Genomic DNA, 26,915 nt, shown 5'->3' with positions numbered 1-26,915 from the left:
AACTCGACACCGGCAGGAACACCCATGACGCATGCCTTCGAACTCCCGACTTCGCTGGTCCAGGCCCTGATGCAACGCGCCGCACAGAGCCCGGACAAGATCGCCTTGCGCTTTCTGGCCGATGCGCCCGGCGAACAGGCCGTGCTCACCTACCAGGCGCTTGACCAGCGCGCCCGCGCCATCGCCGCCGCGCTGCAGGCGCGGGCTACATTCGGGGACCGTGCCGTGCTGTTGTTTCCCAGCGGCCCGGACTACGTGGCGGCGTTCTTCGGCTGCCTGTATGCCGGCGTCATCGCGGTGCCGGCCTACCCTCCGGAGTCCGCGCGTCAGCACCATCAGGAGCGCCTGCTTTCGATCATCGACGACGCCGAGCCGCGCCTGCTGCTGACCATCGCGGGATTGCAAGAAAGCCTTCAGGGCCTGGAGGCGCTGCAAGCCGCGCAGGCCCCGGAGCTGCTGGCCGTTGACCGGCTCGATCCCGCACGGGCGGCGGATTGGCGCGAGCCTGCATTGCAACCCCATGACATCGCGTTCCTGCAGTACACGTCCGGCTCCACGGCCCTGCCAAAAGGAGTGCAGGTCAGCCACGGCAACCTGGTGGCGAACGAACAGCTGATCCGCCACGGCTTCGGTATCGACCTGAACCCTGACGACGTGATCGTCAGCTGGCTCCCGCTCTACCACGACATGGGCCTGATTGGTGGCCTGCTGCAGCCGATCTTCAGCGGCGTGCCCTGCGTGCTGATGTCGCCGGGTTATTTCCTGGCGCGGCCGCTGCGTTGGTTGCAGGCCATCAGTGAGTACGGCGGCACCATCAGCGGCGGCCCTGACTTTGCGTACCGCCTGTGCAGCGAGCGGATCAGCAAGGCTTCACTGGCCGGGCTCGACCTGAGCCGCTGGCGGGTGGCGTACTCGGGCTCCGAGCCGATTCGCCAGGACAGCCTGGCCACTTTCGCCGACACCTTCCAGGCCTGCGGCTTCAAGCCACACAGCTTCTTCGCCAGCTACGGGCTGGCTGAGGCGACGCTGTTCGTCAGCGGCAGCCGCCGCGGTGAGGGCATCGGCGCCTTGGCGCTCGATGCCCAGGCCTTTGCCGAAAACCGCGCCGAGCCGGGCGAGGGCAGCGTGGTGATGAGCTGCGGCTGGCCACAGCCAGGCCATGCGGTACGCATCGTCGAACCCGGGCAGTGCCAGGTGCTGGCGGACAACCAGGTGGGGGAAATCTGGGCCGCCGGGCCAAGCATCGCCCACGGGTACTGGCGCAACGCCCAGGCCAGCGCCCAGACGTTCGTCGAGGCGGATGGCCAGCGCTGGCTGCGCACAGGCGACCTGGGTTTCATGCGCGGCGGCGAGGTGTTCGTCACCGGTCGCCTGAAAGACATGCTCATCGTGCGCGGGCAGAACCTCTACCCGCAGGACCTGGAAAAGACCCTTGAGCGTGAGGTGCCTGCGCTGCGCAAGGGCAGGGTGGCCGTATTCGCCGTCGAGCACGAGGGGGAGCAAGCCATTGGCGTGGCGGTGGAGATCAGCCGCAACGTGCAGAAGACGACAGCCCCCGAGGGTCTGATCAAAACGCTTCGTCACGTCGTCGCCGATGCCTGCCGCCAGGCCCCGGCCGTGGTCCTGTTGCTCAACCCGGGTGCCTTGCCCAAGACCTCCAGCGGCAAACTCCAGCGCTCGGCCTGCCGCCTGCGCATGGACGATGGCACCCTCGATTGCTACGCGCGCTTTCCCCAACCCGCTTTGCCGGCCACCCAGGCCGTGACCGGTGACGGGTTGCAGGCGCAAATCGCCCGTCTCTGGTGCGACATCCTCAAGGTCGAGGCGGTGGCGGCGGACGATCATTTCATGCTGCTGGGCGGCAACTCCATTGCTGCCACCCAGGTCACGGCAGCGCTGGCCGACGCCTTGGGTATCGAGCTGAGCCTGCGCACCCTTTTCGAGGCCCCGGTGCTGGCCGACTATACCCAGGCGGTTGCCACAAGCCTTGCCCAAGGCCAGCAAACAGAGGCCATCGAGCTGTTGTCCCGCGACAGGCCACTGCCCCAGTCGCTGGCGCAGAACCGCCTGTGGCTGCTCTGGCAACTGCAGCCGCAGTCGGCTGCCTACAACATCCCTGCTGGCCTGCAACTGCGCGGGGCCCTGGATGAACCTGCTCTGGAAGCCGCCCTGCAGGCGCTGGTGGCCCGCCACGAAGCCTTGCGCACGGTATTCAGCGAAGTCGACGGCCAGGCAGTGCAACGCATCCTGGCTCACCTGCCGGTGAACCTTCAGCGGCTCGACCTGCAGGGGCAAGCGCCTGAGCACGTCGACAGCCAGCGAGAGGCCGAGGCGTGCCTGCCGTTCGATCTGCAGAACGGTCCGCTGCTGCGCCTGACGCTGGTCCATCTGGACGAGGAGCATCACCAGCTTTGGGTCACCCTGCACCACATTGCCGCCGACGGCTGGTCGCTCACCCTGCTCATGGACGAGCTGGCGCGCCTCTATGCAGCGTATTGTCAGGGTCTGGAACCCAAGCTGACCCCGCTCGGGCTGGGCTACGCCGACTACGGCAACTGGCAGCGCACGTGGTTGGCAGAGGGTGCAGCCGAGCGTCAGCTCGCCTACTGGCTCGATCAGCTGGGCGATGCAGCGCCGGTCCTGGACCTGTGCACCGACCATCCCCGCGCCAGCGACCGTGGCAACCATGCCGCACGGCTGAATGTGAAGGTGCCCGCGCACCTGTCCCAGGCCCTCAAGGCCCTGGCACATCAACACCACTGCAGCCTGTTCATGGTGCTGCTGGCGGGCTGGCAGGCGCTGCTGCACCGCTATACCGGCCAGGCCGACATCCGCGTCGGTGTGCCCAATGCCAACCGCTCGCGTCTGCAAAGCCAAGGGCTGGTCGGTTTCTTCATCAATACCCAGGTGCTGCGCGCTCAGGTCCATGGCCGGCTGCCGTTCGCCGAATTGCTCGGCCAGGTGCGCCAGGCCACCCTGGAGGCACAGGCCAACCAGGACCTGCCGTTCGAGCAGTTGGTCGAGGCGTTGCCCCAGGCCCGGGAACAAGGCCTGTTCCAGGTCATGTTCAACCACCAGCAGCGCGACCTGTCGGCGTTGCGGCGCCTGCCGGGCCTGCTGGCCGAAGAACTGCCCTGGCACAGCCGGGAAGCCAAATTCGACCTGCAACTGCACAGCGAAGAAGACCATCAGGGCCGTGTGCGCCTGGCATTCGACTACGCCAGCGAGCTGTTCGAGCAGGACACGGTGGCGCGGCTTGCCCAGCAGCTGTTGAGCCTGTTCGAGCACGTCTGCGAAACGCCGCAACTGCCCATCGGCGAGGTACCTTTGCTGGATGAGGCGAGCCGTGCACGGTTGCTGGGCTGGGGGCAAGCGCCGGCTGCACAGCCGCCACAGCTGCTGGTCGAACAGCTCAACGAGCAGGCTCGCCTGCAGCCGCAGCGCACCGCACTGGTGTGGGAGGGCGGCAGCCTCGGCTACACCGAACTGCATCAGCAGGCCAATCGCCTGGCCCATTACCTGCGCGACAAGGGCATTGGCCCCGATACCTGCGTGGCCATCGCCATCGAGCGCTCGCCCCAGCTGCTGGTAGGCCTGCTGGCCATCCTCAAGGCCGGCGGCGCCTATGTGCCCCTGGACGTGGAGTACCCGGCCGAGCGTCTGGCCTACATGCTGGCCGACTGCAACGCCGGCCTGCTGCTCACCCACAGCAGCCAATTGGCTACTTTGCCGCACGTGCAGGGTGTCGGCGTGATCGCGCTGGACCAACTGCACCTGGACAACTGGCCGAGCCAACCGCCCCGGCTGCACCTGGACGCCGACAACCTGGCCTACGTGATCTATACCTCCGGCTCTACCGGCCAGCCCAAGGGCGTGGGCAACACCCACGGGGCGCTCGCCGAGCGGCTGCAGTGGATGCAGGCGACCTACGCACTGGGCGCGGACGACGTGCTGATGCAGAAGGCACCGATCAGTTTCGATGTTTCGGTGTGGGAATGTTTCTGGCCGCTGATCACCGGCTGCAAGCTGGTGCTTGCCGGTGCCGGTGAGCACCGCGACCCGCAGCGCATCGCAGCGCTGGTGCAGGCCCATGGCGTGACGACCCTGCATTTCGTGCCGCCTCTGTTGCAGGTGTTCGTGCAGGAGCCCCTGGCCGCAGGCTGCAGCAGCCTGCGCCGCCTGTTCTCTGGTGGCGAGGCGTTGCCGGCCGCCCTGCGTGATCGGGTGTTGCAGGTGCTGCCACAGGTGCAGCTGCACAACCGTTACGGCCCGACCGAAACCGCCATCAACGTCACCCACTGGCATTGCACCGCCAGCGACGGTGGGCATTCGCCCATGGGTCGCCCGCTGGGCAATGTACTGTGCCAGGTGCTGGACGATGAGCTGCACTTGAGCGTACCTGGCGTACCCGGCGAGCTGTACTTGGGTGGCACGGGCCTGGCCCGTGGCTACCTGGGCCGCCCAGGCCTGACGGCCGAGCGCTTCGTGCCCCAGCCCGGCGGCAACGGCCAGCGCCTGTACCGAAGCGGCGACCGAGTGCGCTGGTTGGTGCAGTACCCGGCGCTCGAGTACCTGGGGCGCCTGGACCACCAGGTGAAAGTCCGCGGCTTCCGTGTGGAGCCCGAAGAAGTGCAGGCCTGCCTGCTGGCCCAGGCCGGCGTCGAGCAGGCGGTGGTGCAGGTTCGCCAGGACACCGTAGGTGCACAACTGGTGGGTTACTACAGTGGCACCGCCGAATCGGGGTCCCTGCTCGCGGCACTCGCCGGGCAGCTTCCGGCCTACATGGTGCCGGCACAGCTCATGTGGCTGGCGCAGATGCCGCTCGGCCCGAATGGCAAGGTCGATCGCAAGGCATTACCGGCGCCTGTGTGGCAGCAACGTGAACACATCGAGCCGCACAGCCCCTTGCAACGACAGGTCGCGGCCATCTGGTGCGAAGTGCTGGGCCTGCCCCAGGTCGGCTTGCAGGACGATTTCTTCGCCCTGGGCGGGCACTCCTTGTTGGCGACGCAAATCGTCTCGCGCACGCGCCAGGCCTGCGACGTCGAACTACCGTTGAAGGCCTTGTTCGACGCCAGCGAGCTGGGCGCTTTCTGTACCGAAGTTGCGCGCATCCAGGCAAGCGGTGAACGCAATGCGCAAGGTGACATCCCGCGCGTGGATCGCCGTCAGGCGGTGCCGCTTTCCTATTCGCAACAGCGCATGTGGTTCCTCTGGCAAATGGAGCCCAACAGCCCGGCCTACAACGTCGGTGGCATGGCGCGCCTGCGAGGCACCTTGCATGTGGATGCCTTCGAACGGGCGTTGCACGCGCTAATCGTGCGTCACGAAACCCTGCGCACCACCTTCCCCAGCATCGAGGGCGTGCCTTACCAGTGCGTGACCGACGACAGCAACCTGCAGCTGGCTTGGCAAGATTTCAGCGCACTGCCCGACGATGCTCGCCAGCACAGCCTGCAACAGTTGGCCGACCAGCAGGCACACCAAGCGTTCGACCTGGACAGTGGCCCCCTGCTGCGTGCCTGCCTGGTCAAGCTGCAAGAGCGCGAACACGTCTTCGTGCTCACCTTGCATCACATCGTCACCGAAGGCTGGGCCATGGACATTTTTGCCCGCGAACTGGGCGAGCTGTACGAAGCCTTCGTCGACGACCGTGAGTCGCCGCTGGCACCTTTGCCCGTCCAGTACCTGGACTACAGCGTATGGCAACGGCAATGGCTGGACAGCGGTGAGGGCGCTCGCCAGCTGGCCTACTGGAAACAGCGCCTCGGCCAGGAGCACCCGGTACTGGCGCTGCCCACCGACCGTCCTCGGCCTGCCGTGCAAAGCCACAAGGGCGAGCTCTACAGGTTCGAGCTGGACCCTGCGCTGGTGCAGCGCGTGCACGCCTTCAACAGCCAGCGTGGCCTGACCTTGTTCATGACGATGACCGCTACCCTGGCCGTGCTGCTGCATCGCTACAGCGGCCAGCGCGACCTGCGCATCGGCGCCCCGGTGGCCAACCGCATCCGCCCCGAGAGCGAAGGGCTGATCGGTGCTTTCCTCAACACCCAGGTGCTGCGCTGCGAGCTGGACGGCCAGATGACCGGTGCCCAGGTGCTCGAGCAGGTGCGCCAGGCAGCCATCGAGGGGCAGTCCCACCAGGACCTGCCGTTCGAACAACTGGTCGAGGCCTTGCACCCACCGCGCAGCAGCGCCTACAACCCGCTGTTCCAGGTGATGTGCAACGTGCAGCGCTGGGCCTTCCAGCAAAGCCGTACGCTGGCCGGCATGCAGGTGGACTACCTGGTCAACGACGCAGCCGCCACCAAGTTCGACCTCTACCTGGAGGTCACGGACCTCGATGGCCGCCTGGGCTGCTGCCTGACCTACAGCCAGGACCTGTTCGACGCGCCACGCATCGCGCGCATGGCTGCGCACTGGCAGCAATTGCTGGTCGGTCTGCTGGATCAGCCGCAGCAACGCCTGTGCGAGCTGCCGATGCTCAGCGGTGCCGAACAGCAGGGGCTGGTTGCGCAGCTGCGTGGTGAGCCGAGCAGTGCGGCGCGGCATACGCTGCATGGACTGTTCGCGGCCCAGGCGGCCCAAGACCCACACGCACGGGCCCTGACGTTCGCCGGCCAGCACCTGAGCTACGGCGAGCTTGATCAGCAGGCCAACCGCCTGGCCCGTGCCTTGCGCGAACGCGGTGTCGGCCCGCAGGTGCGGGTGGGCGTGGCGCTCGAACGTTCGCTGGACATGGTCGTCGGCCTGCTGGCTGTACTCAAGGCCGGCGGCGCCTACGTGCCGCTCGACCCGGAGTACCCGCTGGACCGCTTGCGCTACATGATCGAGGACAGCCAGGTCGGCGTGCTGCTCAGCCAGCTGCGCTTGCTGCAGGACCTCGGGCCGCTGCCGGAGCACCTGGCCTGCTGGAGCCTTGAAGACGATCAGCCGACGCTGGGCGCCTACAGCGAGGCGCCGCTGGACGATGTGAGCCTGGCGCAGCACCCGGCTTATCTGATCTACACCTCCGGCTCCACCGGCAAACCCAAGGGTGTGGTGGTCAGCCATGGCGAGTTCGCCATGCATTGCCAGGCGGTGATCGAGGCGTTCGGCATGCGCAGCGACGATTGCGAGCTGCATTTCTATTCCATCAATTTCGACGCGGCCAGCGAACGGCTATGGGTGCCGCTGCTGTGTGGCGCACGCGTGGTCATCCGTGCCCAAGGGCAATGGGGCGCCGACGAGATCTGCCAGCTGGTGCGAGAGCAGCACGTCAGTGTGCTGGGCTTCACGCCCAGCTACGGCAGTCAGTTGGCCCAGCATCTGGCCCTACAGGGCGAGTGCCTGCCGGTGCGCCTGGTGATCACCGGGGGCGAGGCATTGACTGGCGAGCACCTGCAGCGCATCCGCCAGGCTTTCATCCCTGATCAGCTGTTCAACGCCTATGGCCCCACCGAAACCGTGGTCATGCCGCTGGCCGCCCTGGCCCCGCAAACACTGGCGGCCGACCTGGGCAGCGTGCCCATCGGGCGGGTGATCGGCCAACGCACGGCGTACATCCTCGATGACGACCTGGCCCTGTTGCCCCAGGGTGGCATCGGTGAGCTGTATGTAGGCGGCGCTGGCCTGGCCCAGGGCTACCACGACCGCCCCGGCCTCACCGCCGAACGCTTCATCGCCGACCCCTTCAGCCACACAGGCGGGCGCCTGTACCGCACCGGCGACCTGGTGCGCCTGGGCCAGGATGGCCTGGTGGAGTACATCGGGCGCGCCGACCAGCAGGTGAAGATCCGCGGCTTCCGTATCGAGCTGGGTGAAATCGAGAGCCGTTTGCAGGCCCATGCCGATGTGGATGAAGCGGTGGTCATCGCCGTGGACATGCAGGGCGTACGGCAACTGGTCGGCTACCTCGTAAGCCCGTACGCAGCTGCCGACACCCATGCCCAGCAACAGCTGCGCGAGGCCGTCAAGGCCCATGCCCATCAGCATCTGCCGGACTACATGGTGCCGGCGCACCTGGTGCTGCTCGAGTCCCTGCCGCTGATGGGCAACGGCAAGCTGGACCGCCGCGCTTTGCCGCTGCCCGACCTCGACCAGGCTCGTCAGCAGTACCAGGCGCCGGCCAATGATGTGCAAGCGCAATTGGCGCAGGTCTGGGGCGAGGTGCTCAACGTCGACCAGGTCGGCGTTCAGGACAATTTCTTCGAGCTGGGCGGTGACTCGATCCTGTCGATCCAGGTGGTCAGCCGCGCGCGACAGGCCGGCCTGCAATTTACTCCGCGCGACCTGTTCCAGCACCAGACCATCCAGGCCCTGGCGGCCATCGTGCAGCCGGTACAGGCCACCGACAGCATCGAGCAAGGCCTGCGCCAAGGCATCGCCCAGCTGACCCCGATCCAGCACTGGTTCTTCGACAGCGCCTTGGCGCAGCCGCAGCACTGGAACCAGGCCGTGCTGTTGCAATGCCGCACGCCGCTGGACGAGACCCGGCTGCAAACCGCGCTGGCCGCCCTGGTCGAGCACCACGACAGCTTGCGCCTGCGTTTCAGCGATGCGGCTGGCCGTTGGCAGGGCGAGTACGCCCAGCCTGATGATCAACAGCTGCTGTGGTCGGCCACGGTCGCCGACCTGGACGATTGCCAGGCGCTGTACACCGACCTGCAACGCAGCCTCGACCTGCAGCGCGGTCCTTTGCTCCGTGCCTTGCTGGTGAGGGACGGGGAGGGTGAGCAACGCCTGGCATTGGCCATCCATCACCTGGTGGTCGACGGCGTTTCCTGGCGCATCCTGCTCGAAGACCTGCAGGCGCTGTACCGAGGCCAGGCCCTGCCGGCCAAGACCCATGCCCCAGGTGATTGGGCGGCGCGGCTGGCCGCCTATGCCAGCAGCGATTCGCTACGTGATGAGCTGGGCAGGTGGCAGGCGCAAGTGGGCAAGGTACGCCATGAGCTGCCCTGCGATCATCCACAAGGCGGCAACTTGCAGCGCCATGCCCGTACCGTGACCATCAGCCTGGATGCGCAGCAGACCCGCCAGTTGCTGCAGCAGGCGCCTGCGGCCTACCACACCCAGGTCAATGACCTGCTACTGACGGCACTTGCCCGGACCCTGTGCCAGTGGACGGGTCAGCCACAGGCGCTGGTGCAGTTGGAAGGCCATGGCCGCGACGGGTTGTTCGAGGACATGGACCTGACCCGCAGCGTCGGCTGGTTCACCAATGCCTACCCGTTGAGCCTGTCGCCCCTGGCAGGGGATGATGACCAAGCTCTGGCAGCGTCCATCAAGCACATCAAGGAGCAGTTGCGCCAAGTGCCGCACAAGGGCCTTGGCTACGGTGTGCTGCGCTACCTGGCGGACCCGGCAACGCGCGAGCACATGGTGGCCCTGGCGCAAGCGCGCATCACCTTCAACTACCTTGGGCAGTTCGACCAGCAGTTCGACGACGGCGCGCTGTTCACGCCGGTGGACGCGCCGGTGGGCCTGGCCCATGACCCGGATGCGCCGCTGCCCAACTGGCTGAGTGTCGATGGCCAGGTCTACGGCGGTGCGTTGCAACTGCGCTGGACATTCAGCAGTGAACGCTATGAACCGCACACCATCGCCACACTGGCAAACGCCTATCGCCAAGAGCTGGTAGCGCTGGTCGACCATTGCCTGGCAGACGGGCAGGGCAGCTACACCCCCTCGGACTTCCCCCTGGCGCACCTTACCCAGGCGCAGATCGACGCGCTGCCCGTGCCAGCCGACCTGATCGAGGACGTCTACCCGCTGACCCCCATGCAGGAAGGCATGCTGCTGCACACCCTGCTCGAACCCGGCACCGGCCTGTACTACATGCAGGATCGCTACCGCATCAACAGCGCACTCGACCCCCAGCGCTTCGCCCAGGCCTGGCAACAGGTGGTGGCGCGGCACGAAGCCTTGCGCGCCTCGTTCAGCTGGAACAGCGGCGAGGCCATGCTGCAGATCATCCACAAGCCCGGGCAACTGGCCATGGATTACCAGGACTGGCGCGACCTGGACGACGCCGACCAGGAGGCTCGCTTGCAAGCCCTGCACAAGCAGGAGCGCGAAGCCGGCTTCGACGTGTTGCACACGCCGCCGTTCCACCTGCGCCTGGTGCGTGTGGCCGATGCGCGCTACTGGTTCATGATGAGCAACCACCACATCCTCATTGATGCCTGGTGCCGCTCGCTGCTGATGAACGACTTCTTCGAAATCTACCAGGCGCTGGGCGAGGGCCGGCAGGCGCAACTACCGGTGCCGCCGCGCTACCGCGACTACATCGGCTGGCTGCAGCGCCAGGGGCTGGACGACGCGCGCGCCTGGTGGCAAGCCAACCTGGCCGGCTTCGAGCGCGCCACGGCACTGCCAAGCGACCGCCCGCTGCGCCATGAGCATGCGGGCAGCGGCATGATCGTCGGCGATTGCTACACACGCCTGGCGGTCAGTGAGGGCGCTCGCCTGCGCGAGCTGGCCCAGGCCCACCAGCTGACCGTCAACACCTTCGCCCAGGCGGCCTGGGCCCTGGTGCTGGCGCGCTACAGCGGCGAGCGCGACGTGGCCTTCGGCGTGACCGTGGCGGGTCGGCCGGTGAGCATGCCGCAGATGCAGCGCACCGTCGGCCTGTTCATCAACAGCGTGGTGCTGCGCGTACAGCTGCCAGCGGCCGGCCAGGGGTGCAGTGTGCGCCAGTGGTTGCAGGGTTTGCTGGAGCGCAACATGGAACTGCGCGAGTACGAATACCTGCCACTGGTGGACATCCAGGCGTGCAGCGAACTGCCCAAGGGCCAGCCCTTGTTCGACAGCCTGTTCGTGTTCGAGAACGCCCCGGTGGAAACCGCCGTGCTCGACCACGCCCAGCACCTGGATGCCACCTCCGACTCAGGCCGCACCCACACCAATTTCCCGCTCACCGCGGTCTGTTACCCAGGTGATGACCTGGGCCTGCACCTCTCGTTCGACCAGCGCTACTTCGACTACCCGACGGTCGAGCGCTTGCTGGCCGAATTCAAACGCCTGCTCCTGGCGCTGGTCCAGGGCTTCGACGGACACGTGCAAGCGTTGCCGCTGGTGGGCGCCGAGGAACAGCGTTTCTTGCTCCAGACATGCAACAACACCCAGCGGGCCTATCCCCTGGAGCACAGCTATGTCGCGCAGTTCGAGGCGCGCGTGGCTGCCCATCCTCAGCGTACCGTGGCCCGGTGCCTGGACGCCGAGTACGACTATGCCGGCCTGAACCTGGCGGCCAACCGCCTGGGCCATGCACTGATCGAGGCGGGTGTCCGGGTGGATCAGCCGGTGGCCCTGCTGGCCGATCGTGGTTTGCCACTGCTGGGCATGATCGTGGGCAGCTTCAAGGCCGGTGCCGGTTACCTGCCGCTGGACCCAGGCCTGCCTACTGCGCGCCTGCAAAGCATTCTTGAGCTCAGCCGCGCGCCAGTGCTGGTGTGCAGCGCGGCCTGCGCCGAGCAGGGGCAGGCCTTGCTGCAAGCCATGGACCCTGCCGTACGGCCCCAGTTGCTGGTGTGGGAAACCGTCCAGACCTGCACCACGGCCAGCCACAACCCTGAGGCCTACAGCGGCCCGGACAACCTCGCCTACGTGATCTACACCTCAGGCTCCACCGGCTTGCCCAAGGGCGTGATGGTGGAACAGCGCGGCATGCTCAACAACCAACTGAGCAAGGTGCCCTACCTGGCGCTGACCGAACACGATGTCATCGCGCAGACGGCATCGCAGAGCTTCGACATTTCGGTGTGGCAGTTCCTGGCCGCGCCGCTGTTCGGCGCCCGGGTCGAAATCGTGCCCAACGTCATTGCCCACGATCCCCAGGGCCTGCTCACCCATGTTCAGGCCACCGGCATCACCGTTCTTGAGAGCGTGCCATCGCTGATCCAGGGCATGCTTGCCAACGAACACCAGGCGCTGGACGGCCTGCGCTGGATGCTGCCAACCGGCGAAGCCATGCCACCGGAGCTGGCGGCGCAGTGGTTGCAGCGTTACCCACGGATCGGTCTGGTCAACGCCTACGGGCCAGCGGAATGCTCGGATGACGTGGCGTTCTTCCGTGTCGATGCCGCCTCCACCCAGGGCAGCTACTTGCCCATCGGCACCCCGACCGACAATAACCGGCTGTACCTGCTGGGCGATGAACAGCAACTGGTGCCGCTGGGCGCCGTGGGTGAGTTGTGCGTGGCGGGTACGGGCGTGGGGCGAGGCTATGTGGGCGACCCGGCACGCACGGCATTGGCGTTCATTCCCCACCCTTACGGTGCACCCGGCGAGCGTGTGTACCGCACCGGCGACCTGGCCCGCCAGCGACCTGACGGGGTGTTCGAGTACGTGGGCCGTATCGATCACCAGGTGAAGATTCGCGGTTACCGTATCGAACTGGGTGAAATCGAAGCCCGGCTGCACGAGCAGCCGCAGGTCCGCGATGCAGCGGTGGCCGTGCAGGATGGAGTCAACGGCAAGCATCTGGTGGGTTATCTGGTGCCGCACCACGGGGTCAAGGGCGACGACACCGTGCTCGCTCAGCTCAAGGCGCACCTGCGCGCCGAGCTGCCCGAGTACATGGTGCCCCTGCACTGGGCCTGGCTCGAAGCCTTGCCTCACAACGCCAATGGCAAGCTCGACCGCAAGGCCCTGCCCGCCGTCGACATCGGCAACCAGCACAGCCAGGCCTATCAGGCACCGCGCAGCGAGCTCGAAGGCCTGCTGGCCGGTATCTGGGCCGAGGTGCTCAAGGCCGACCGGGTTGGCGTACACGACAACTTCTTCGAACTGGGCGGGCACTCGCTACTGGCCACCCAGATCGCCTCGCGGGTGCAGAAGCAACTTCAGCTGAACGTGCCATTGCGGGCGATGTTCGAGTGCAGCACGGTGGCGGAATTGGCCGTGTACGTGGAGGGACTGCAGGGCAGCGCCCTGGATGAAGACAAGGTGGACCGGTTGAGTGACTTGATGGCGGAGTTGGAAGGATTGTGAGGGGCGGCGGGCGATGGGTAATCGCCCGTTCGTTCAAGGGCTAACGACCCCGGATGATTGGCGGGGCTGAAATCCTTGGGGCTGCTGCGCAGCCCTAAGGACATGAGCTGGCTCGCTCGGGTCGCGGCTCAAGGGGGCCTCGCAAGCTGCCGTCTTCACCTTTCTCGAGCGTGTTCACTGCGCCTGTGATAACGACTTGCGTGACCGATCATACAGCTAGCGCCTTTATAAACGCCTCATCCAGTGAGTTGGCCTGGTACCGAGCAAGCAATTGATCTGCGTTATCGAATGCCTGAAGTTGTTGATGGGCGAGCATGTAAAAGCGGGTGCAGTTATCTACGATTTCCTGTGTGTAATGGGACGATATCATGACGCTGGCGCCCTCACGGCAGGCGCTCTTGATGCCCAACCAAATATAATGCCGAAATTCAGGATCTACCCCCGCGGTCGGCTCGTCGAGCATGATCAAGTCACTGCCCGTCAACAAGAGCGTCAAGCTGATGAAGCTGCGCACTTCCCCGTAACTGCATTTGGACGCCTTTTTTTGCGCAATCTCTGAAAAGCGCCGGCCCAATGCGGGAGACCACCCATCAAGGCGCACGATGGCCTGATCAATGCTTAGCAATGTGGGCATATTTAAAAGCGTAATGAGTTTGTAAACCTCCCCCATTCGAAGCTGTGGAGGCGGTGTGAGGATCTGAGTCAGGTAGGTGGGGTGACGAGCATTATTGCAAATCACGCCACCCGTCGGGTGCCGAAGTCCACTGATAATGTCGAACAGTGTGGTCTTTCCGGCACCGTTGCAGCCTAGAATGCCCACTGCTTCGCCGGGCGATAAGTCGATATTTATCTTGTGAAGCAAAAGCCTTTTTTGGTACGAGAAGGAAAGTTCGGTGAGGGTTAGTAGGCGCATCAGTAACGGCTCCAAACCGGTTGAATTCTAGAATGCTTGGCTGTCAGGTAGAGCGCTGTGATGGACAGCATGAATAAGGGTGGGAAGACCATTCCGAGAGCGAGGTCGCTGTGAAAAAGCTGGGTGCTCACAATTAGTGGGTTAAGGAGCATGACTACAGGGTGCTGGGACTCAACGGTGGCAGCGCCGAGATAGCTCGAGACGAGCATGAGGAATGACAGAAGCGAGAAAAGGGTGCCGGCCGTGCTGAACGTGAGGGGGAGAGAGGCTATTATCAAGCCGATGAGTGTGAAGCCGAGATAACTTGTTGAAAAACATGCAAGGATGAACGTGTATTCTTGTAGTGAGTATGAGCCATGTAACGGTTTGGTGATTAAGTAGAATAGCGATGCGTAAAGTAAGCTCATCAGCGCATAGCTGATCATTTGAGCGGTAAGAAAATATAGCATCGATCCCTTTCGATAAATAAAAGAACGGATAAAGCCGCTCTCTCTCCTGCCGATTAAGTAAAAACTGAATCCAAAAAATGCGACATTGGCAGATATGTAGGCATAGAACCAACCCGCTTGTTTTAGATAGGGTAAGTTTGAGCTTCGGACCACAATGAAATAAAGTATGCAGGGTGCAGCTGAAGTCCATAAAAAGCTGGAAGTATCTCTGATATGCTCTTTTATGAGAATCAGGGAGATATGGAAAAGCCTGACCGATGTGTGTTTTGTTATGTTTTTTTTTGCTGTCATGGGAAAGGTACCATCGTATTATCATCAATGTCTGTGCATGAGTTTAGTGTGATGAGGGCTGTAGGTATCGAGCAGCGAGAGAGGTCAACGATTCGATACACCTCTGTCCTGTCAAATAGGTGCGAGGATATTTCGGTCTTTGAGCTATTTTTTGCGGTTTGAGCTAATGCTGAAGTCAGCGCAGCGGTCTCATTTGGATACAGCCCTTGACTGATTGGATTTTTATCGCTGACCGCAATGTCCAGATAAAAGTGCTTACGCTCTAAATGCTCGCCAGTTGCAGCTTTGACCACGTCGCTGTTCCAACCGGCGCTTGAGCCATTCGTACGCCAACGACTCCCGCATTCTACGCTGTGCGGAAGATGCTTAACCGCAGCAGGTCTATGAAATTCAAAATCGGGCAGTAACTGAAAATGTATTTCATTATAGTGATTCATGATTCACCCTATGAATTGTACGCACAGAGGTATAAACAGCCCATGATTGAGGTTTAAAGCCTGCGTCACTTGATAGTCGGTAAATCCTGACCAGGGTCTACACCGCTCCCGCCACAGCCACCCGCGCCGCCTGAATCACCGAAGAACTCGGCTTCCATATCACAGCCTGTTTCACCCTTGAGGCTGACCAGAGAAAAACCAAATTGAGTATCCATAACAACTCCTAAGAATGCCCCGGAAGTCGGGGTCAACTGGGTTTAGTCAGAATATTCAGCAATGTCAAAATTTATATTTTATTATTCTCTCTTATTCAGGCTGGATAGTGCTTTAAAAAATTCTCGGGAAGTAGGATGCTTCTGAGAGGGTATTCCTAGTGATGGGTCATGGAGCACTCAACTTGTGGGAAAAGTTTTCGTTGGAAGTAGCTCATTGCCTTTTTCGTAGTCGGAACTATTGGTTTGCTACGTCTGATGGTTCGGTTTTCAGATAAATAGAACTGGTACGAAGGGGGAGGGAAATTGCCTTTCAAATCGTTTCAAATTGTAAATATCTCTTGGTTCATTCCGCTCAATTGCGCCCGGCTACTCGACATCTGGTTAGGTTAAATTCCTTGATTCTTCAACGGACGTCCGTGTTGAGTAAGCGCTCCACGAAGCCCACATTCAAAGCGCTTAGCTGATCCCGGATGCTGTGCTCCCGATTTCTTTCTGGAGCCCGCGCGCCATGATGTGTCCCGACGCCAAAGTCGAAAAAGTCTTCCTCTATCCCAAGCCAGTCGACTTTCGAAAGTCCATTGACGGTCTGGCCGCACTGGTCGAACTGGACATCAAAGTGGCGTTGGTCGACCCCGTGCTCTTCGTGTTTCTCAACAAAACGCGAAACCGCGTGAAGATCTTATACTGGGAGCGAAACGGCTTCTGCCTTTGGCTCAAGCGCCTCGACTCGGAGCGCTTCAAAACATCGCCTGACCCCACCGACAAGGCCATTATCCTGACCGTCCAGGAACTCAACTGGCTACTCGACGGCTTCGACCTCTGGCGCAACCGCCCACATCAAGTTCTGACGCCTCGCTACGTCGCCTGATTCGGTATGATCCGCGGCATGATTTCCATGCCCGACACCCTCCCTGACGATCCGGTTTTGCTCAAGCAACTGCTTGAGCAAATGATCAATGAGCGCGCGTCTGATAAGGGCAAATCGTTCATCTGGAAGAAGAGGTGGCGCTGCTCCGCCAGCGGTTATTCGGCCGTAAGACAAAGCAGACCAACGATTCGGCTACGCCCCAATTCCCTTTCTTTGACGAAGCAGAAAGCCTGGCAGAGCCGGCTGACGAGGCTTCTGATGAAGAAGTTGTTGCACCGAGCAAGCGCCGCGGCAAACGCAAGCCACTGCCCAGTGATCTGCCGCGTGTCGAGGTCTTCCATGAACTGCCTGAGCACGAGCTGACGTGTGCGTGCGGCTGCCGCAAGCACGCCATTGGCGAAGAAGTCAGCGAGCAACTCGAAATTGTCCCAATGCAGATCCGGGTCATCAAGCACATCCGCAAGGTTTACGGCTGCCGCGACTGCGAGTCAGCGCCGGTGACTGCGGATAAACCCGCTCAGATGATCGAAAAAAGCATGGCCAGCCCCAGCGTGCTGGCGATGTTGTTGACCACCAAATACGTGGACGGCCTGCCACTTCATCGCTTCGAGAAAGTGCTCGGTCGTCACGGCATCGATATCTCGCGTCAAACCTTGGCACGTTGGGTCAGCCAGTGCGGCGAGCACTTTCAGCCGCTGCTGAATCTGATGCGCGACAGCTTGTTGAATAGCTGCATCATTCATTGCGATGAGACTCGGGTACAGGTATTGAAAGAGCTTGACCGCGAACCGGGTAGCCAATCCTGGATGTGGGTACAAATTGGCGGCCCGCCCGATAAGTCAGTCATCCTTTTCGACTACTCCACCAGCCGAGCGCAGGAGGTACCGACTCGCCTGCTGGACGGGTATCGCGGCTATGTGATGACCGATGATTATGCTGGCTACAACGCTCTCGGAGCGCAGGATGGCGTTGAGCGCCTAGGCTGCTGGGCACATGCGCGGCGCAAGTTCGTTGAGGCACAAAAAGTACAGCCCAAGGGCAAGACCGGATGCGCTGACATCGCGTTGAACCTGATCAACAAGCTCTATGGCGTCGAGCGCGACTTGAAGGACAGCAGCGATGAAGTTCGTAAAGCTGCCCGCGTGGAGCGCAGTTTGCCATTGCTGACTCAGCTGAAAAGCTGGGTCGAGAAAACGCAACCTCAGGTGACATCGCAGAATGCCTTGGGCAAAGCTATCGGCTACTTGGCCAGCAATTGGAGCAAATTGGAACGCTACGTCGAACACGGATACTTGCCGATCGACAACAACGCTGCCGAGCGCGCCATTCGCCCGTTTGTCATCGGTAGAAAGAACTGGCTCTTGAGTGACACGCCCAAAGGTGCCTCTGCCAGCGCCCAGCTGTACAGCCTGGTCGAAACCGCCAAAGCCAACGGCCAAGAGCCCAATGCGTGGCTGCGCCACGCATTGGAACAGCTGCCGCAGGCGTCCTCGGTGGAGAATTACGAAGCCCTGCTGCCGTGGAATTGCGTGCGTCAAGGGCATCGCTGACGCACCGCCCCATCTTTGAGTAGGTGGGGTTTATGGAGCGCTTACCCGTCTTCACCTTTCTCAAGCGTGTTCACTGCGCCGGTCCATGAACCCCACCTGCCCGCAAGGTGAGGTTTCAGTATATCGTGGCATTACGGGCTCACAGTTCCACGGCCACAGCGATTCGTAGTCACCAGCTGTCGACGCATGCGGTAGCTGTCCCAGTGCGTGGCGCAGCCAGGCCCCTGCCTGGCAGGCCACCCGTTTGTACCCACATCCAGTGTTGACTGCGTGGCTCACTGCCAGACTCTTCCGATACCTGAACACGGGTTTCGTCGCAGTAGATGACCTGACTGGCCAGCAAACTGTCGCGCATCACGTTCAGCAGCGGCTGGAATTGTTCCTGCACTGGATGACTCAACGCGCCAAAGTGTGCCTTGGAATATCGATGCCCTGGCGGCCCAGTACCTTGTGGTAACAATGAAGGGGTAGACCATCGACGTACTTTAGGCTCTGTGTGAAAAGCCTTGATACTCGGTGATGCTGCGTTGAAAACAGCCTCGGAATGCTCATTTACAACCCGTAAACTCCGCTTCCTCGGCTGTTTTCGCCTTGCCTGACCTTCGTCTCAAGACTTTTCACACAGAGCCTAGTGGTCAGCAGCATGGCCAGTACGCTGAAGCTGGCCATGCTCTTCTCGATCAATTGAGCTGGCTTGTCGGCTGTCACTGCTGCGGCTTCGAAGTCACGGCAACCGTAAATCTTACGGATGTGCTTGATCACACAGATCTGCATCGGAACGATTTCGAGCTGTTCCCTGATCTCATCACGGATGGCATGCTTGCGGCACCCAAGTCTGTTGCGGTTAGTACGGTTGGCAGCTCTCACGCAGTAGGTTTGTAGTTAATTAGATCACGGACGTGACCAGCCATGATAATAAAAAATTGTTTTCCTGTGCCGATAGTCCAAGGCAAGTGCATTTAGTCTTGACTCTTGGAAGAGGGGATCTTGTCTGATGTCAATGCTGCGGCCGGAAAGGGCCCGGCCATCCCTGTCAATGCCGGCTCTAGTCGCGGCCGCACCAAGCGATTTCAATTGAGCCTTATATTCGTTGTCCTCAAGTGGTAATAACGTATCTATCCGACTCAAGGTCAAATCCAGCGTCCTCTGGTCGTCGATAGGTCTAGTCGTATAAGTAGGAGGCTCTGAATCGTGGATAGGGTTGTTTTTAAGCTTGATTTTGCTTATCCTTCTAGTACTGTTTACAAAATCATTATAGTTGTAATCCATTTGTTCTCCCCAAGACATAAGTTTGGCTTGAGTATAGGTTGGTGGGGCGAAGTTAGGAGACACGAGGGCCCTTGAAATTGATTGATGGGTTTTCGCAGCATCGACAAGAGCAGGAATAATAAATCCGTTAGGTTTATTTCTTCTCGTAAACCAAAACTTTATATGTCCAGAGCTGTCTGTGTGATTGACCGGATCGCCTGCGCAATACATATAGACATTAATTCCGCCTGCCCCAAAAGGGCTCCAACTATCAGGTGATATAAATCGCATTAGAGAGGGGCTGAAAGCGCGGTATCCATTGCCCAGTAAGTAACATTGCGTATGTAATTCTAAGTTTTCGCCGTTGAAGTTTGTCAGTGTTCGTGATGGTGGTGATGGGTGTCCATAGGGGGAATATGCATGAGATTCTGATTGTTGACTGCTCTTTGTTGTAAGTGCTGAACCCTTTCCATCCGTGAATAGCAGGAGTGGAGGAGACTGAACGTCAGTGCTTGTCTCTGCCAAAGGTTGATGACCCGCACGGAAGGCGGTGCGTGTGCTTCGGCCTCCTCGCACTGTCATTAGCTTACCGTTCTGATAAAAAATCAACTTAGTGTCAGCACTTATTATCATTTTAGAAACCCTGTGTGAGCGGATAGGTAGGTTCCGAGTTTCTCAACACTACTGCCGCACAACAACTGACATAAATACTAGGTGAAGCTGCAATCGGCCCAGCTTGTGCAGCGCTTGATGGCCTCGATAATCGGGCGGGTACAAATCTTCAAGTGCCCAATCCAATTTCTCGTGTCTAGGCTCTGTACGAAATTCGTAGAACCCCGGTCATTGCACTGCCGTCGAAAGGGTTTTTTTTAGATTCCTCAGCCCTCAACGGAAAGGAATCCTATGATAGCGAAGCGGTACAAAATCTCGAACGAGGCTTGGGCTCTGGTCTGTGCCGATGAGGGATCGACTACCGCGCCAAGCCGATCCCGCGCTCATGCCCCGTTACCGCTTACCCAAAATCGTCCCCAGCATTTCCGGCCGTGGCGCCCCTTGCTGGCTATGCACCTTGCCTTCCCTGTCCTGATAGAAGATCGCTGGTGTGGCCTGCAGCCCCATCTCCTGCATCAGGGCCATGTTGGCGGCGAGCTTCTGCTGCACGTCGTCTGGCACTTTGTCCAAAGCCTTGAGGGTGCTCGCCCGGCCGGCTTTCTCGTGCTGCTGCAGGGCCTTGGCGGGGTCCTTCGCGGCCAGCAGTGCTGCCGACTTGCCTGGGCTGTCCTCACGGATGATACCGACCATGATGTGGCGCAGCTGCACCTTGCCCGATTCCACCCATGGCCGGGCCTGTTCCCAGAACATGTTGCAATACGGGCAGTTGGGGTCGCTGAACAGGTAGACCTTGCGCGGTGCATCAGCCTTGCCGTCGGCGATCCAGGCAGACTTTTCCATCTTTTGCCAGAACGCCTGGGTCATGGGGCCGTACACCAGCTTCTCCAGTGGAGCGGCGCTCAGGTCCTGGCCCTGTTCGTCGAACAGGCTGCCCACCAGCACGTGCTTGCCGTCAGGGGTGAGGTACAAGGCCAGGGGGTTGTTCTGGTACTCGGCGGCATAGCCGCGCAGGCCGTTGGGCGCATCAAAGCTACCCTTGATCACGGCGCCCTTGCTTTGCAACTGCTGGACCGCCTTGGGCAGGTCTTCGGCATACAGGGCAGGGCTGGCAAGCAAGCAAGCGGTGAGCGGAAGGAGTGCAGGCAGTCGCATGGTCAATGTCCTTGTGCGGCAGGTTCGGGCGTGGTGGCCCGTTCGTAGGATTCCAGGGCGTGACGCAGGCTGGCGCGCGACAGCTCGCCCAAGTGGCTGCCGAGCAGGCGGCCGCCCTCGTCGTAGAACAGGGTGGTAGGCAGGGCCATGGAGCCGACGCGCTGGGCCAGCAGGCCAGTGCCGTCGAACAGCACGTGGGTCAGGCTCAAGCCCGTGGTGGCCAGGAACGTGCTGACGTTTTCAGGTGTCTCGCCCTGGTTGACGAACAGGAACGTCACATGGGGGTATTCGCCTTGCGCCTGTTGCAGCACAGGCATTTCCCGACGACAGGGCGGGCACCAGGTTGCCCAGATGTTGATCACCAGCGGCTTGCCCCGATAGCTTTGCAACGCCACCGACTTGCCTGCAGCGTCGCGTAGGGTGATCGCAGGCAGTTCGGTCCCCTTGCTGTACAGGTGGCTACCGAAGCTGGCCAACCCCCAGAACAAGGCGCCGCTGAACAGCGCCCAGCCCAATGGCCTGCGTAGGCCAGGGCGCCGCCAGCCCTGCCACACAGCGGCCAGGCTGATGCCCGCAAGCCCAGGCCAGAGCAGAAAACCGCCGTCGCGGATATCGATGACCTGCAGCAGATCGCCTCGGTACATCGACCAGTACACCACGACAAAACCGATCCGCGCGCACAACAGGCCGATCAGAAACAGATTGAACAGCGCGGACTCGGGGCTCTCGCCGCCACGCCGTGCCACCCACCAGCCGACTACGCTGGCGATGCCCAGGGCACACAGCAGCACCAGATGGTTCAGGGCCATGGTCAGTGGTCCCAGGGTTACGGTCAGCATCAGCCCTGGCTCCGGGTAAGGGTCCACTGTTGCACGAAGGCGGCGGCATCCACTTCTCCGGTGATGCGCCTTGCCCGCCGCTCCTGGCCTTCTGGCCCGAGCCAGATCAGGGTAGGCGGACCAGGCACCTGGTAACGCTGCAACAGCGCCTTGCTGGCCGGCGTATCGGTGGTCACGTCCAGGCGCAGCAGGTGCACGCCGGCCAGTTCGGCCTGGACGTCGCTGCGGCTGAACACCTGCGTTTCCATGACCTTGCACGCCACGCACCAGTCGGCGTAGTAATCGAGCAGTACCCACTGGTTACGGCCTTTGGCCGCGTCCAGTTCCCGTTGCAACGCCTCGGGCGTGCTCACGGTGACGAAGGCATCGTGGGCAGGCGAGGCGGTGGCGACTGCAGTCCCACCCGCAAAGGGGCGCAGCGGTTGCCACAGGTCACTGCCGCCGGCAGCGGCCCCGATCAACAGCAGGCCGCCCCACAAGGTCGCTAGCAACGGCGCAATGCGCAGCGCCGGAAGGCGCTGCAACGCAGGCCAGGCGGTCCAGCCCAGTGCGATCAGCCAGGCCCCGCTCAGGGCCAACAGCAAGCTGGCTGGCAGCAGGCTGCGCACCGTGTACAGCGCCATGGCCAGGAACACGAAGCCGAAGATGCCTTTGACCAGGTTCATCCAGGCGCCAGGGCGTGGCAGGAAGCGATTGCCCAGGGTCACGATCAGCAGCAGCGGAACCCCCATGCCCAGCCCCAGGCTGAACAGCACCAGCGCCCCCTGGAGCACGTCGCCGCTCTGGGCGATATACAACAAGGCCCCGGCCAGCGGCGCGGTCATGCAGGGGCCCAGCAGCAGCCCGGACAACACGCCCAGCAGCGCAGCGCCATACAGGTTGCCACCGCGCGTGCCCTGGCCGGCGCGGTCCAGGCGGTCACGCAGGGCAGCGGGCAATTGCAGTTCGAAGGCGCCGAACATGGGCAGGGCCAACAACACGAACAACGCGGCCAGGCTGCCCAGCAACCAGGGTTGTTGCAACCAGGCCTGCAAGCTGGCGCCCAGTAGCGCGGCCACCACACCCAAGGCGGCATACACCAGGGCCATGCTCAGCACGTAAGTGCCAGCCAGCAGCCAGCCGCGCCGTGCACTGGCACCATTGCCCAGCACCAGCCCGGCGAGAATTGGCAGCATCGGCAACGAACAGGGTGTAAAGGCCAGCAGCAGGCCCAGGCCGAAAAAGGCCAGCAGGCCCCAGGCCAGGTTGCCGTGCTGCAGGCCGCTGGCCAATGCCTGATCGCTGGCCTGTTCAGCTTCCAGGGCGGCGACCGAGGCTTCGCCGCCCAGGTCAATCAGCGTCGTCTGCGGGGGGTAGCACAGGCCCGCATCGGCGCAGCCTTGCCAGCCAAGACGCAACTGCCCCTGCGCACCGGGTGGCACTGTCAGCTCAAGCTGTTCGCGGTAGACGGTACTGTCGCCGAAAAATTCGTCATGGTGATTGATGCCCGCAGGCAAGGGTGGATGCTGCGCCATGGGCAGCCCGTCGAACTTCAGGCGTTTCTGGTACAGGTAATAGCCCGGCTGAATCTGGAAATACAGGCGGGTAGAACCGTCGGCCTGACGGTCATGGGTCAGCATGAAAGCCTGTTCGACGGGCAGGAAGTCAGGCTTGGCGGCGAATGGGTTGGCCTGCGCTGGGCCAGCCAGCAGCACCATCAATAACAGCAGGAGAACGCGCATGAGTTTGCCTTGGCAGATCGTGGAATGGGGCCATGCTGGCGAGGAGCGATTAACCCACTGTTAACGCGGGAATAAGGTTCACGCAAGACGGTTGACCTCAGGGTTCGGCGAAATACCGCGACACAATGTCAGCTTGACTTTGCTTGTGATGGGGTCATTGCGGTAAAGTTGACATTCAAGTCAGTTTTTCCTGACCTGCACGACAGGGTTTCTACCCTCTCGACCCCTGCACAAGAATTAAGAACACATGGGCAGCACCCCCTGCTGCCCAGAGGATCAAGCATGTCCAACCGTGATATTTCCCGGCGCGCCTTCCTGCAAGGCGGCCTGATCGCTGGCGTCGGCGTGACGATGGCGCCGCTTGGCAGCCAGGCGTTCGCCGCGCTGATGGAGGACCGGGTTGCCGCCTCGCCGCTCAAATGGATGAACCATGATGGCAAGGCGCGTTTTCGTAACGACGCGTTGTCGAAAGTCTGTGGCAACAAGGTCTTCGCCCGTGACATTCGTGCCAAGGACATGCCCGGCTGGCCTGCGCAGCAAGGCCATGCACTGTTGCTCAAGGCCACCAAGGCCGACCGCCTCTACGAAGGCCACGACCTCAGCCTGCTGGGTGCCGAGTTGCAGCCGGACCGCATCGTCACCGCTGCCGACCTGGAGCGCGACGGCATCGCCTGGCCCGAGGCGCATTCGCCAGACCCACTCTTGCCCCCTGGCAAGGTACCGATGTTCATCGGCCATCCGGTCGCGCTGCTGATCTGGCACGACTTCGAGCGCTTCCGTCAGGCCAAGCGCTTGCTGCAATTCAACGACCAGGTGATTCGCTACGGTGCCCAGGCGCCGTTGTACCAGCGTGACCCCTACGGCAGTTTCCGCTTCGTGCGCGTTGGCGGTGCCACCCCGTTCGACGAGGACGAATTCTCCAGCCTGAAGGATTCGCCGCTGTTTCCCACCATCCTCAACCGCAAGCCGGTGTGGTCCAAATCGCCCAACCAACACGGCGACCTGACCCAGCAGGGCCTGTTCTACGCCAACCGCATGGCCGAACAGCTGGCCAACCCGCCCGAAGACTGGCTGGTCTTCGACGAGCGCTTCAAGACCCCCTCCATCGAGCCGGCGGCCTTGGAGCCAGACAACGGCAACGGCTGGTTCGACGTGGCCAGCGGCACCCTGCATTTCGTCGTGGCGACCCAGTGCCCGTTCGAGGCCGCGCAGGAATGCGTGCACATGATCAAGCCGTCACGCTTTGGCCTCAAGCACTTGAACATGCACCCAGGCTACACCGTTGGCTACGGCTCCAAGGACAACAACATCTTCGTCTTCTACGCTGCCGTGGCGGCGCTGTACGGCGAGGGCGTGCCGGTGCGCCTGGCCAACGACCGCTACGAGCAATTCCAGAGCGGCATCAAGCGCCACGCCTTCGACATCCGCTACCAACTGGCGGTGGACAAGAAGGACAACAGTTTCAAGATCTTCCGTGCCGACATGAGCTGTGACGGCGGCGGTCGCATCAACTACAGCCCCTCCGTCGCCGCCGTGGGCGCGACCGCTGCCCAGTCGATCTACTACATGCCGCAGAACGATCTGGCAGTCACTGCCTATCATTCGCGGGCAGTGGAAGCCGGTTCCATGCGCGGTTACGGCACCCTGCAAAGCATGGCCGCCACCGAGATGATGGTGGACGAAGTGGCCGGCCGCCTGGGCGTCGATGCCATCGACCTGCGGCGCAACAATGCCCTGAAGTCGGGCATGAAGAACACCCAGGGAGCGGTACCAGCCGGTGCATTGCGCCTGCACGAGATCCTCGACAAGGCGGCTCAGCACGAAGGCTGGCGTGACCGTGATGCCCGCAAGCAACGGCGCGAGGCCAGCGATCCGGATCACTGGTACGGCACCGGCTTTGCCATCTGCCAGAAAGACTTCGGCACCGGCGCCGAAGCGCCGATGGCCAGCATCGAGTTCAGCCGCGACGGGCGCATCAGCCTACGCCACATCGGCACCGAGCTGGGCACCGGCATGTCCACCTCCCAGGCGCTGGTGGTCAGCGATTTCCTGGGCCGTTCGGCCGACGACGTACTCACGGCCGTCACCGAGTGGCCCGAGCTGCAACTGTCCACCAGCGGCAACCCGTACCTGATCAGCCAGGCCGAACAGGATGCCGCCCTGCGTAACCCGCGCTGGGTTGGCAAACTGGCCTCACCCTCGTCGGCGACCAACTCGGCGTTCTACTTCAGCCATGCCACTCGCGAGGCGGCTCGCGCGCTGTTCAATCACGGCCTATGGCCTGCTGCCATGGCCATCTGGACCCAGGGCCCGCACGGCGGCCAGGCCAACCCGTTGGTGGTGCGTCGGGAAAACGCTGTGTGGGTCAACGGTGAGCTGACCGGCAACGGCCTGGCGCCTATTCCCTTTGCGCAGCTGGCCGAAAAGGCCCATGCCATGGGCCTGGTGACAGGCGTGAGCGTGCACGGCTTCAACCGCTGGAGCTGGGCTGAGTCCGACTTCGTCATCGACGGCGTGCGTGAGCGTTTCCCGCTCGACGCGTTGGCCGTGAAGTACGGCGACGGCGCCGCTAATGCCAAGAAGGCGCAGATGAGCAGCAGCGGCTACCACCTGCTCGACCGTCAGAACCCCGCCTACCCCGATACACAGTTGAACAACGCCATGGTCACCTATTACAGCCCGGTCGCCACCCTGGTGGAGGTCAAGGTGAACAAGGGCACGCATCAGGTGCAGGTGCTCGATCACCACAGCTGGGTCGAATGCGGCCGCGTGTTGGTGCCTGAACTGGTCAAGGGCCAGCTCGAAGGCGGCATTGCCATGGGCATCGGCCATGCGCTGACCGAGGAAATGCCGTTGTACGAAGGCGGGCCGGGGGAGGGCGACTGGAACTTCAACCGCTACCGTCTGCCGCACGCGCGTGATGTGGCGGTATGGACGCAAAGCAGCGAGATCCTCCCGCCGCTTTCACCCACCGACCCGTCCAAAGGCATCGCCGAGGTGGTGATGATCCCGATCGTCGGTGCCATCGGCAATGCCGTGGCCCATGCCATCGGCAAGCGCGTACGCGATCTTCCCATTACCCCAGCCCGTATCCAGGAGGCCCTCAATGGCTAACCGTCCACTGCAACTGACCCTCAACGGTCAACCGGTCGGCCCGGTCCAGGTCCCTGACGACCTGGCAATGATCGACTACCTGCACGAGCACCAGAACCTCACTGGCTCGCGCCTGGGTTGCGGGCAGGGCATCTGCCACGCCTGCGTGGTGATCGTCGACAACCCCGACGGTACCAGCGAAGAAGTGCGCACCTGTATCACCGGCGCCCATTACTTCGAAGGCAAGAAGGTCCGTACCATCGAGGGCCACGCCCAGCAGGACGAGGCCGGCAACCTTACGTTGAACCCGATCCAGCAGAAGTTCGTCGACCTGTTCGCGTTCCAGTGCAGCTACTGCGCACCAGGCTTCGTCAACGCCGCCACGGTGCTGGTGGAAACCGCCCAGCGCCAACCGCTGAAAAAGAGCGAGGTGCAAGCACGTATCGAAGCCAGCCTTGGCCACCACATCTGCCGTTGCACCGGCTATGTGCGTTACTACCAGGCCACGCGCGCGGTGCTCGATGACCTCGGCCTGGTGAAGGAGGGTTGAGC

At 62.2% G+C, this 26,915-nt stretch carries 12 protein-coding genes and 4 pseudogenes; 5 read left to right on the top strand and 11 right to left on the bottom strand.

Annotated elements, in window-relative coordinates:
- The first annotated feature begins 24 nt into the window (after positions 1-24).
- Positions 25-12,975 carry a non-ribosomal peptide synthetase gene (locus tag CWR53_RS14825; protein WP_100851948.1) on the top strand — a complete coding sequence of 4,317 codons (12,951 nt, stop codon included), beginning with the start codon at positions 25-27 and terminating at the stop codon, positions 12,973-12,975.
- Positions 12,976-13,183: 208 nt separating this feature from the next.
- Here CWR53_RS14825 and CWR53_RS14820 read toward each other — a convergent pair whose 3' ends face one another.
- The 4 genes from CWR53_RS14820 to CWR53_RS23020 form a co-directional block, all read right to left on the bottom strand.
- Positions 13,184-13,888, bottom strand: coding sequence for an ATP-binding cassette domain-containing protein (locus CWR53_RS14820; protein WP_058604827.1), 705 nt, complete (start codon positions 13,886-13,888; stop codon positions 13,184-13,186).
- The gene (locus CWR53_RS14815) at positions 13,888-14,628 is read right to left on the bottom strand and encodes a hypothetical protein (RefSeq protein WP_100851947.1); all 741 of its coding nucleotides are present in this window, start codon (positions 14,626-14,628) and stop codon (positions 13,888-13,890) included. Before CWR53_RS14815 ends, CWR53_RS14820 begins: the two co-directional genes overlap by 1 nt.
- The gene (locus CWR53_RS14810) at positions 14,625-15,065 is read right to left on the bottom strand and encodes a hypothetical protein (protein ID WP_138031828.1); all 441 of its coding nucleotides are present in this window, start codon (positions 15,063-15,065) and stop codon (positions 14,625-14,627) included. The genes CWR53_RS14815 and CWR53_RS14810 overlap by 4 nt, the downstream gene beginning before the upstream one ends.
- A gap of 65 nt (positions 15,066-15,130) precedes the next feature.
- Positions 15,131-15,280, bottom strand: a complete 150-nt coding sequence (locus CWR53_RS23020) for a hypothetical protein (RefSeq protein ID WP_181405434.1) — start codon at positions 15,278-15,280, stop codon at positions 15,131-15,133.
- 508 nt (positions 15,281-15,788) lie between these two features.
- Here CWR53_RS23020 and tnpB point away from each other — a divergent pair.
- Both tnpB and CWR53_RS14800 read left to right on the top strand, forming a co-directional pair.
- On the top strand, positions 15,789-16,148 hold the full coding sequence (gene tnpB / locus CWR53_RS14805; RefSeq protein WP_058604829.1) for an IS66 family insertion sequence element accessory protein TnpB: 360 nt from the start codon (positions 15,789-15,791) through the stop codon (positions 16,146-16,148).
- Positions 16,149-16,166: 18 nt separating this feature from the next.
- Positions 16,167-17,698 (top strand): annotated as a pseudogene (locus tag CWR53_RS14800) (IS66 family transposase).
- A gap of 223 nt (positions 17,699-17,921) precedes the next feature.
- Here CWR53_RS14800 and CWR53_RS14795 read toward each other — a convergent pair.
- From CWR53_RS14795 to dsbD, 7 genes and pseudogenes are all read right to left on the bottom strand, one after another.
- A pseudogene (locus CWR53_RS14795) lies at positions 17,922-18,184 on the bottom strand (transposase); the annotation flags it as partial.
- A 144-nt stretch (positions 18,185-18,328) separates the two neighbouring features.
- Positions 18,329-18,529, bottom strand: a pseudogene (locus tag CWR53_RS14790) (IS66 family transposase zinc-finger binding domain-containing protein); the annotation flags it as partial.
- A 60-nt stretch (positions 18,530-18,589) separates the two neighbouring features.
- Entirely contained in the window at positions 18,590-18,967 is a 378-nt protein-coding gene (locus CWR53_RS23255) for a hypothetical protein (protein ID WP_258313257.1), read from the bottom strand.
- A 222-nt stretch (positions 18,968-19,189) separates the two neighbouring features.
- A pseudogene (locus CWR53_RS23250) lies at positions 19,190-19,528 on the bottom strand (RHS repeat-associated core domain-containing protein); the annotation flags it as partial.
- Positions 19,529-19,951: 423 nt separating this feature from the next.
- Positions 19,952-20,710: a thiol:disulfide interchange protein DsbG gene (dsbG, locus tag CWR53_RS14780; protein WP_058604831.1), complete on the bottom strand. Its 759-nt coding sequence runs from the start codon at positions 20,708-20,710 to the stop codon at positions 19,952-19,954.
- Between the two features lie 2 nt (positions 20,711-20,712).
- A complete protein-coding gene (locus CWR53_RS14775; RefSeq protein ID WP_100851945.1) occupies positions 20,713-21,549 on the bottom strand; it encodes a TlpA disulfide reductase family protein in 837 nt (278 codons plus the stop codon).
- Positions 21,549-23,270, bottom strand: coding sequence for a protein-disulfide reductase DsbD (gene dsbD / locus CWR53_RS14770; protein ID WP_100851944.1), 1,722 nt, complete (start codon positions 23,268-23,270; stop codon positions 21,549-21,551). Before dsbD ends, CWR53_RS14775 begins: the two co-directional genes overlap by 1 nt.
- Before the next feature lie 282 nt (positions 23,271-23,552).
- Between dsbD and CWR53_RS14765 the strand changes: the two genes are divergently transcribed.
- Together CWR53_RS14765 and CWR53_RS14760 are read left to right on the top strand one after the other, a co-directional pair.
- A complete protein-coding gene (locus CWR53_RS14765; protein ID WP_100851943.1) occupies positions 23,553-26,384 on the top strand; it encodes a xanthine dehydrogenase family protein molybdopterin-binding subunit in 2,832 nt (943 codons plus the stop codon).
- Positions 26,377-26,913 carry a (2Fe-2S)-binding protein gene (locus CWR53_RS14760; RefSeq protein ID WP_100851942.1) on the top strand — a complete coding sequence of 179 codons (537 nt, stop codon included), beginning with the start codon at positions 26,377-26,379 and terminating at the stop codon, positions 26,911-26,913. The genes CWR53_RS14765 and CWR53_RS14760 overlap by 8 nt, the downstream gene beginning before the upstream one ends.
- Positions 26,914-26,915 lie beyond the last annotated feature (2 nt).

Source organism: Pseudomonas sp. SGAir0191, from assembly GCF_002812565.2.
Lineage (GTDB): Bacteria > Pseudomonadota > Gammaproteobacteria > Pseudomonadales > Pseudomonadaceae > Aquipseudomonas > Aquipseudomonas parafulva_B.
Note: the sequence above shows the minus strand (reverse complement) of the source record. Positions and strands in the feature narration are given on the sequence as shown.

Bases quoted from the DNA above. Each gene is read 5' to 3' on its own strand.
- CWR53_RS14825 (WP_100851948.1), top strand. From the start codon at position 25: ATGACGCATGCCTTCGAACTCCCGACTTCGCTGGTCCAGGCCCTGATG.
- CWR53_RS23255 (WP_258313257.1), bottom strand. From the start codon at position 18,967: ATGGATTACAACTATAATGATTTTGTAAACAGTACTAGAAGGATAAGC.
- dsbG (WP_058604831.1), bottom strand. From the start codon at position 20,710: ATGCGACTGCCTGCACTCCTTCCGCTCACCGCTTGCTTGCTTGCCAGC.
- CWR53_RS14765 (WP_100851943.1), top strand. From the start codon at position 23,553: ATGTCCAACCGTGATATTTCCCGGCGCGCCTTCCTGCAAGGCGGCCTG.
- CWR53_RS14810 (WP_138031828.1), bottom strand. From the start codon at position 15,065: ATGAATCACTATAATGAAATACATTTTCAGTTACTGCCCGATTTTGAA.
- CWR53_RS23020 (WP_181405434.1), bottom strand. From the start codon at position 15,280: ATGGATACTCAATTTGGTTTTTCTCTGGTCAGCCTCAAGGGTGAAACA.
- CWR53_RS14820 (WP_058604827.1), bottom strand. From the start codon at position 13,888: ATGCGCCTACTAACCCTCACCGAACTTTCCTTCTCGTACCAAAAAAGG.
- tnpB (WP_058604829.1), top strand. From the start codon at position 15,789: ATGATGTGTCCCGACGCCAAAGTCGAAAAAGTCTTCCTCTATCCCAAG.
- CWR53_RS14815 (WP_100851947.1), bottom strand. From the start codon at position 14,628: ATGACAGCAAAAAAAAACATAACAAAACACACATCGGTCAGGCTTTTC.
- dsbD (WP_100851944.1), bottom strand. From the start codon at position 23,270: ATGCGCGTTCTCCTGCTGTTATTGATGGTGCTGCTGGCTGGCCCAGCG.
- CWR53_RS14760 (WP_100851942.1), top strand. From the start codon at position 26,377: ATGGCTAACCGTCCACTGCAACTGACCCTCAACGGTCAACCGGTCGGC.
- CWR53_RS14775 (WP_100851945.1), bottom strand. From the start codon at position 21,549: ATGCTGACCGTAACCCTGGGACCACTGACCATGGCCCTGAACCATCTG.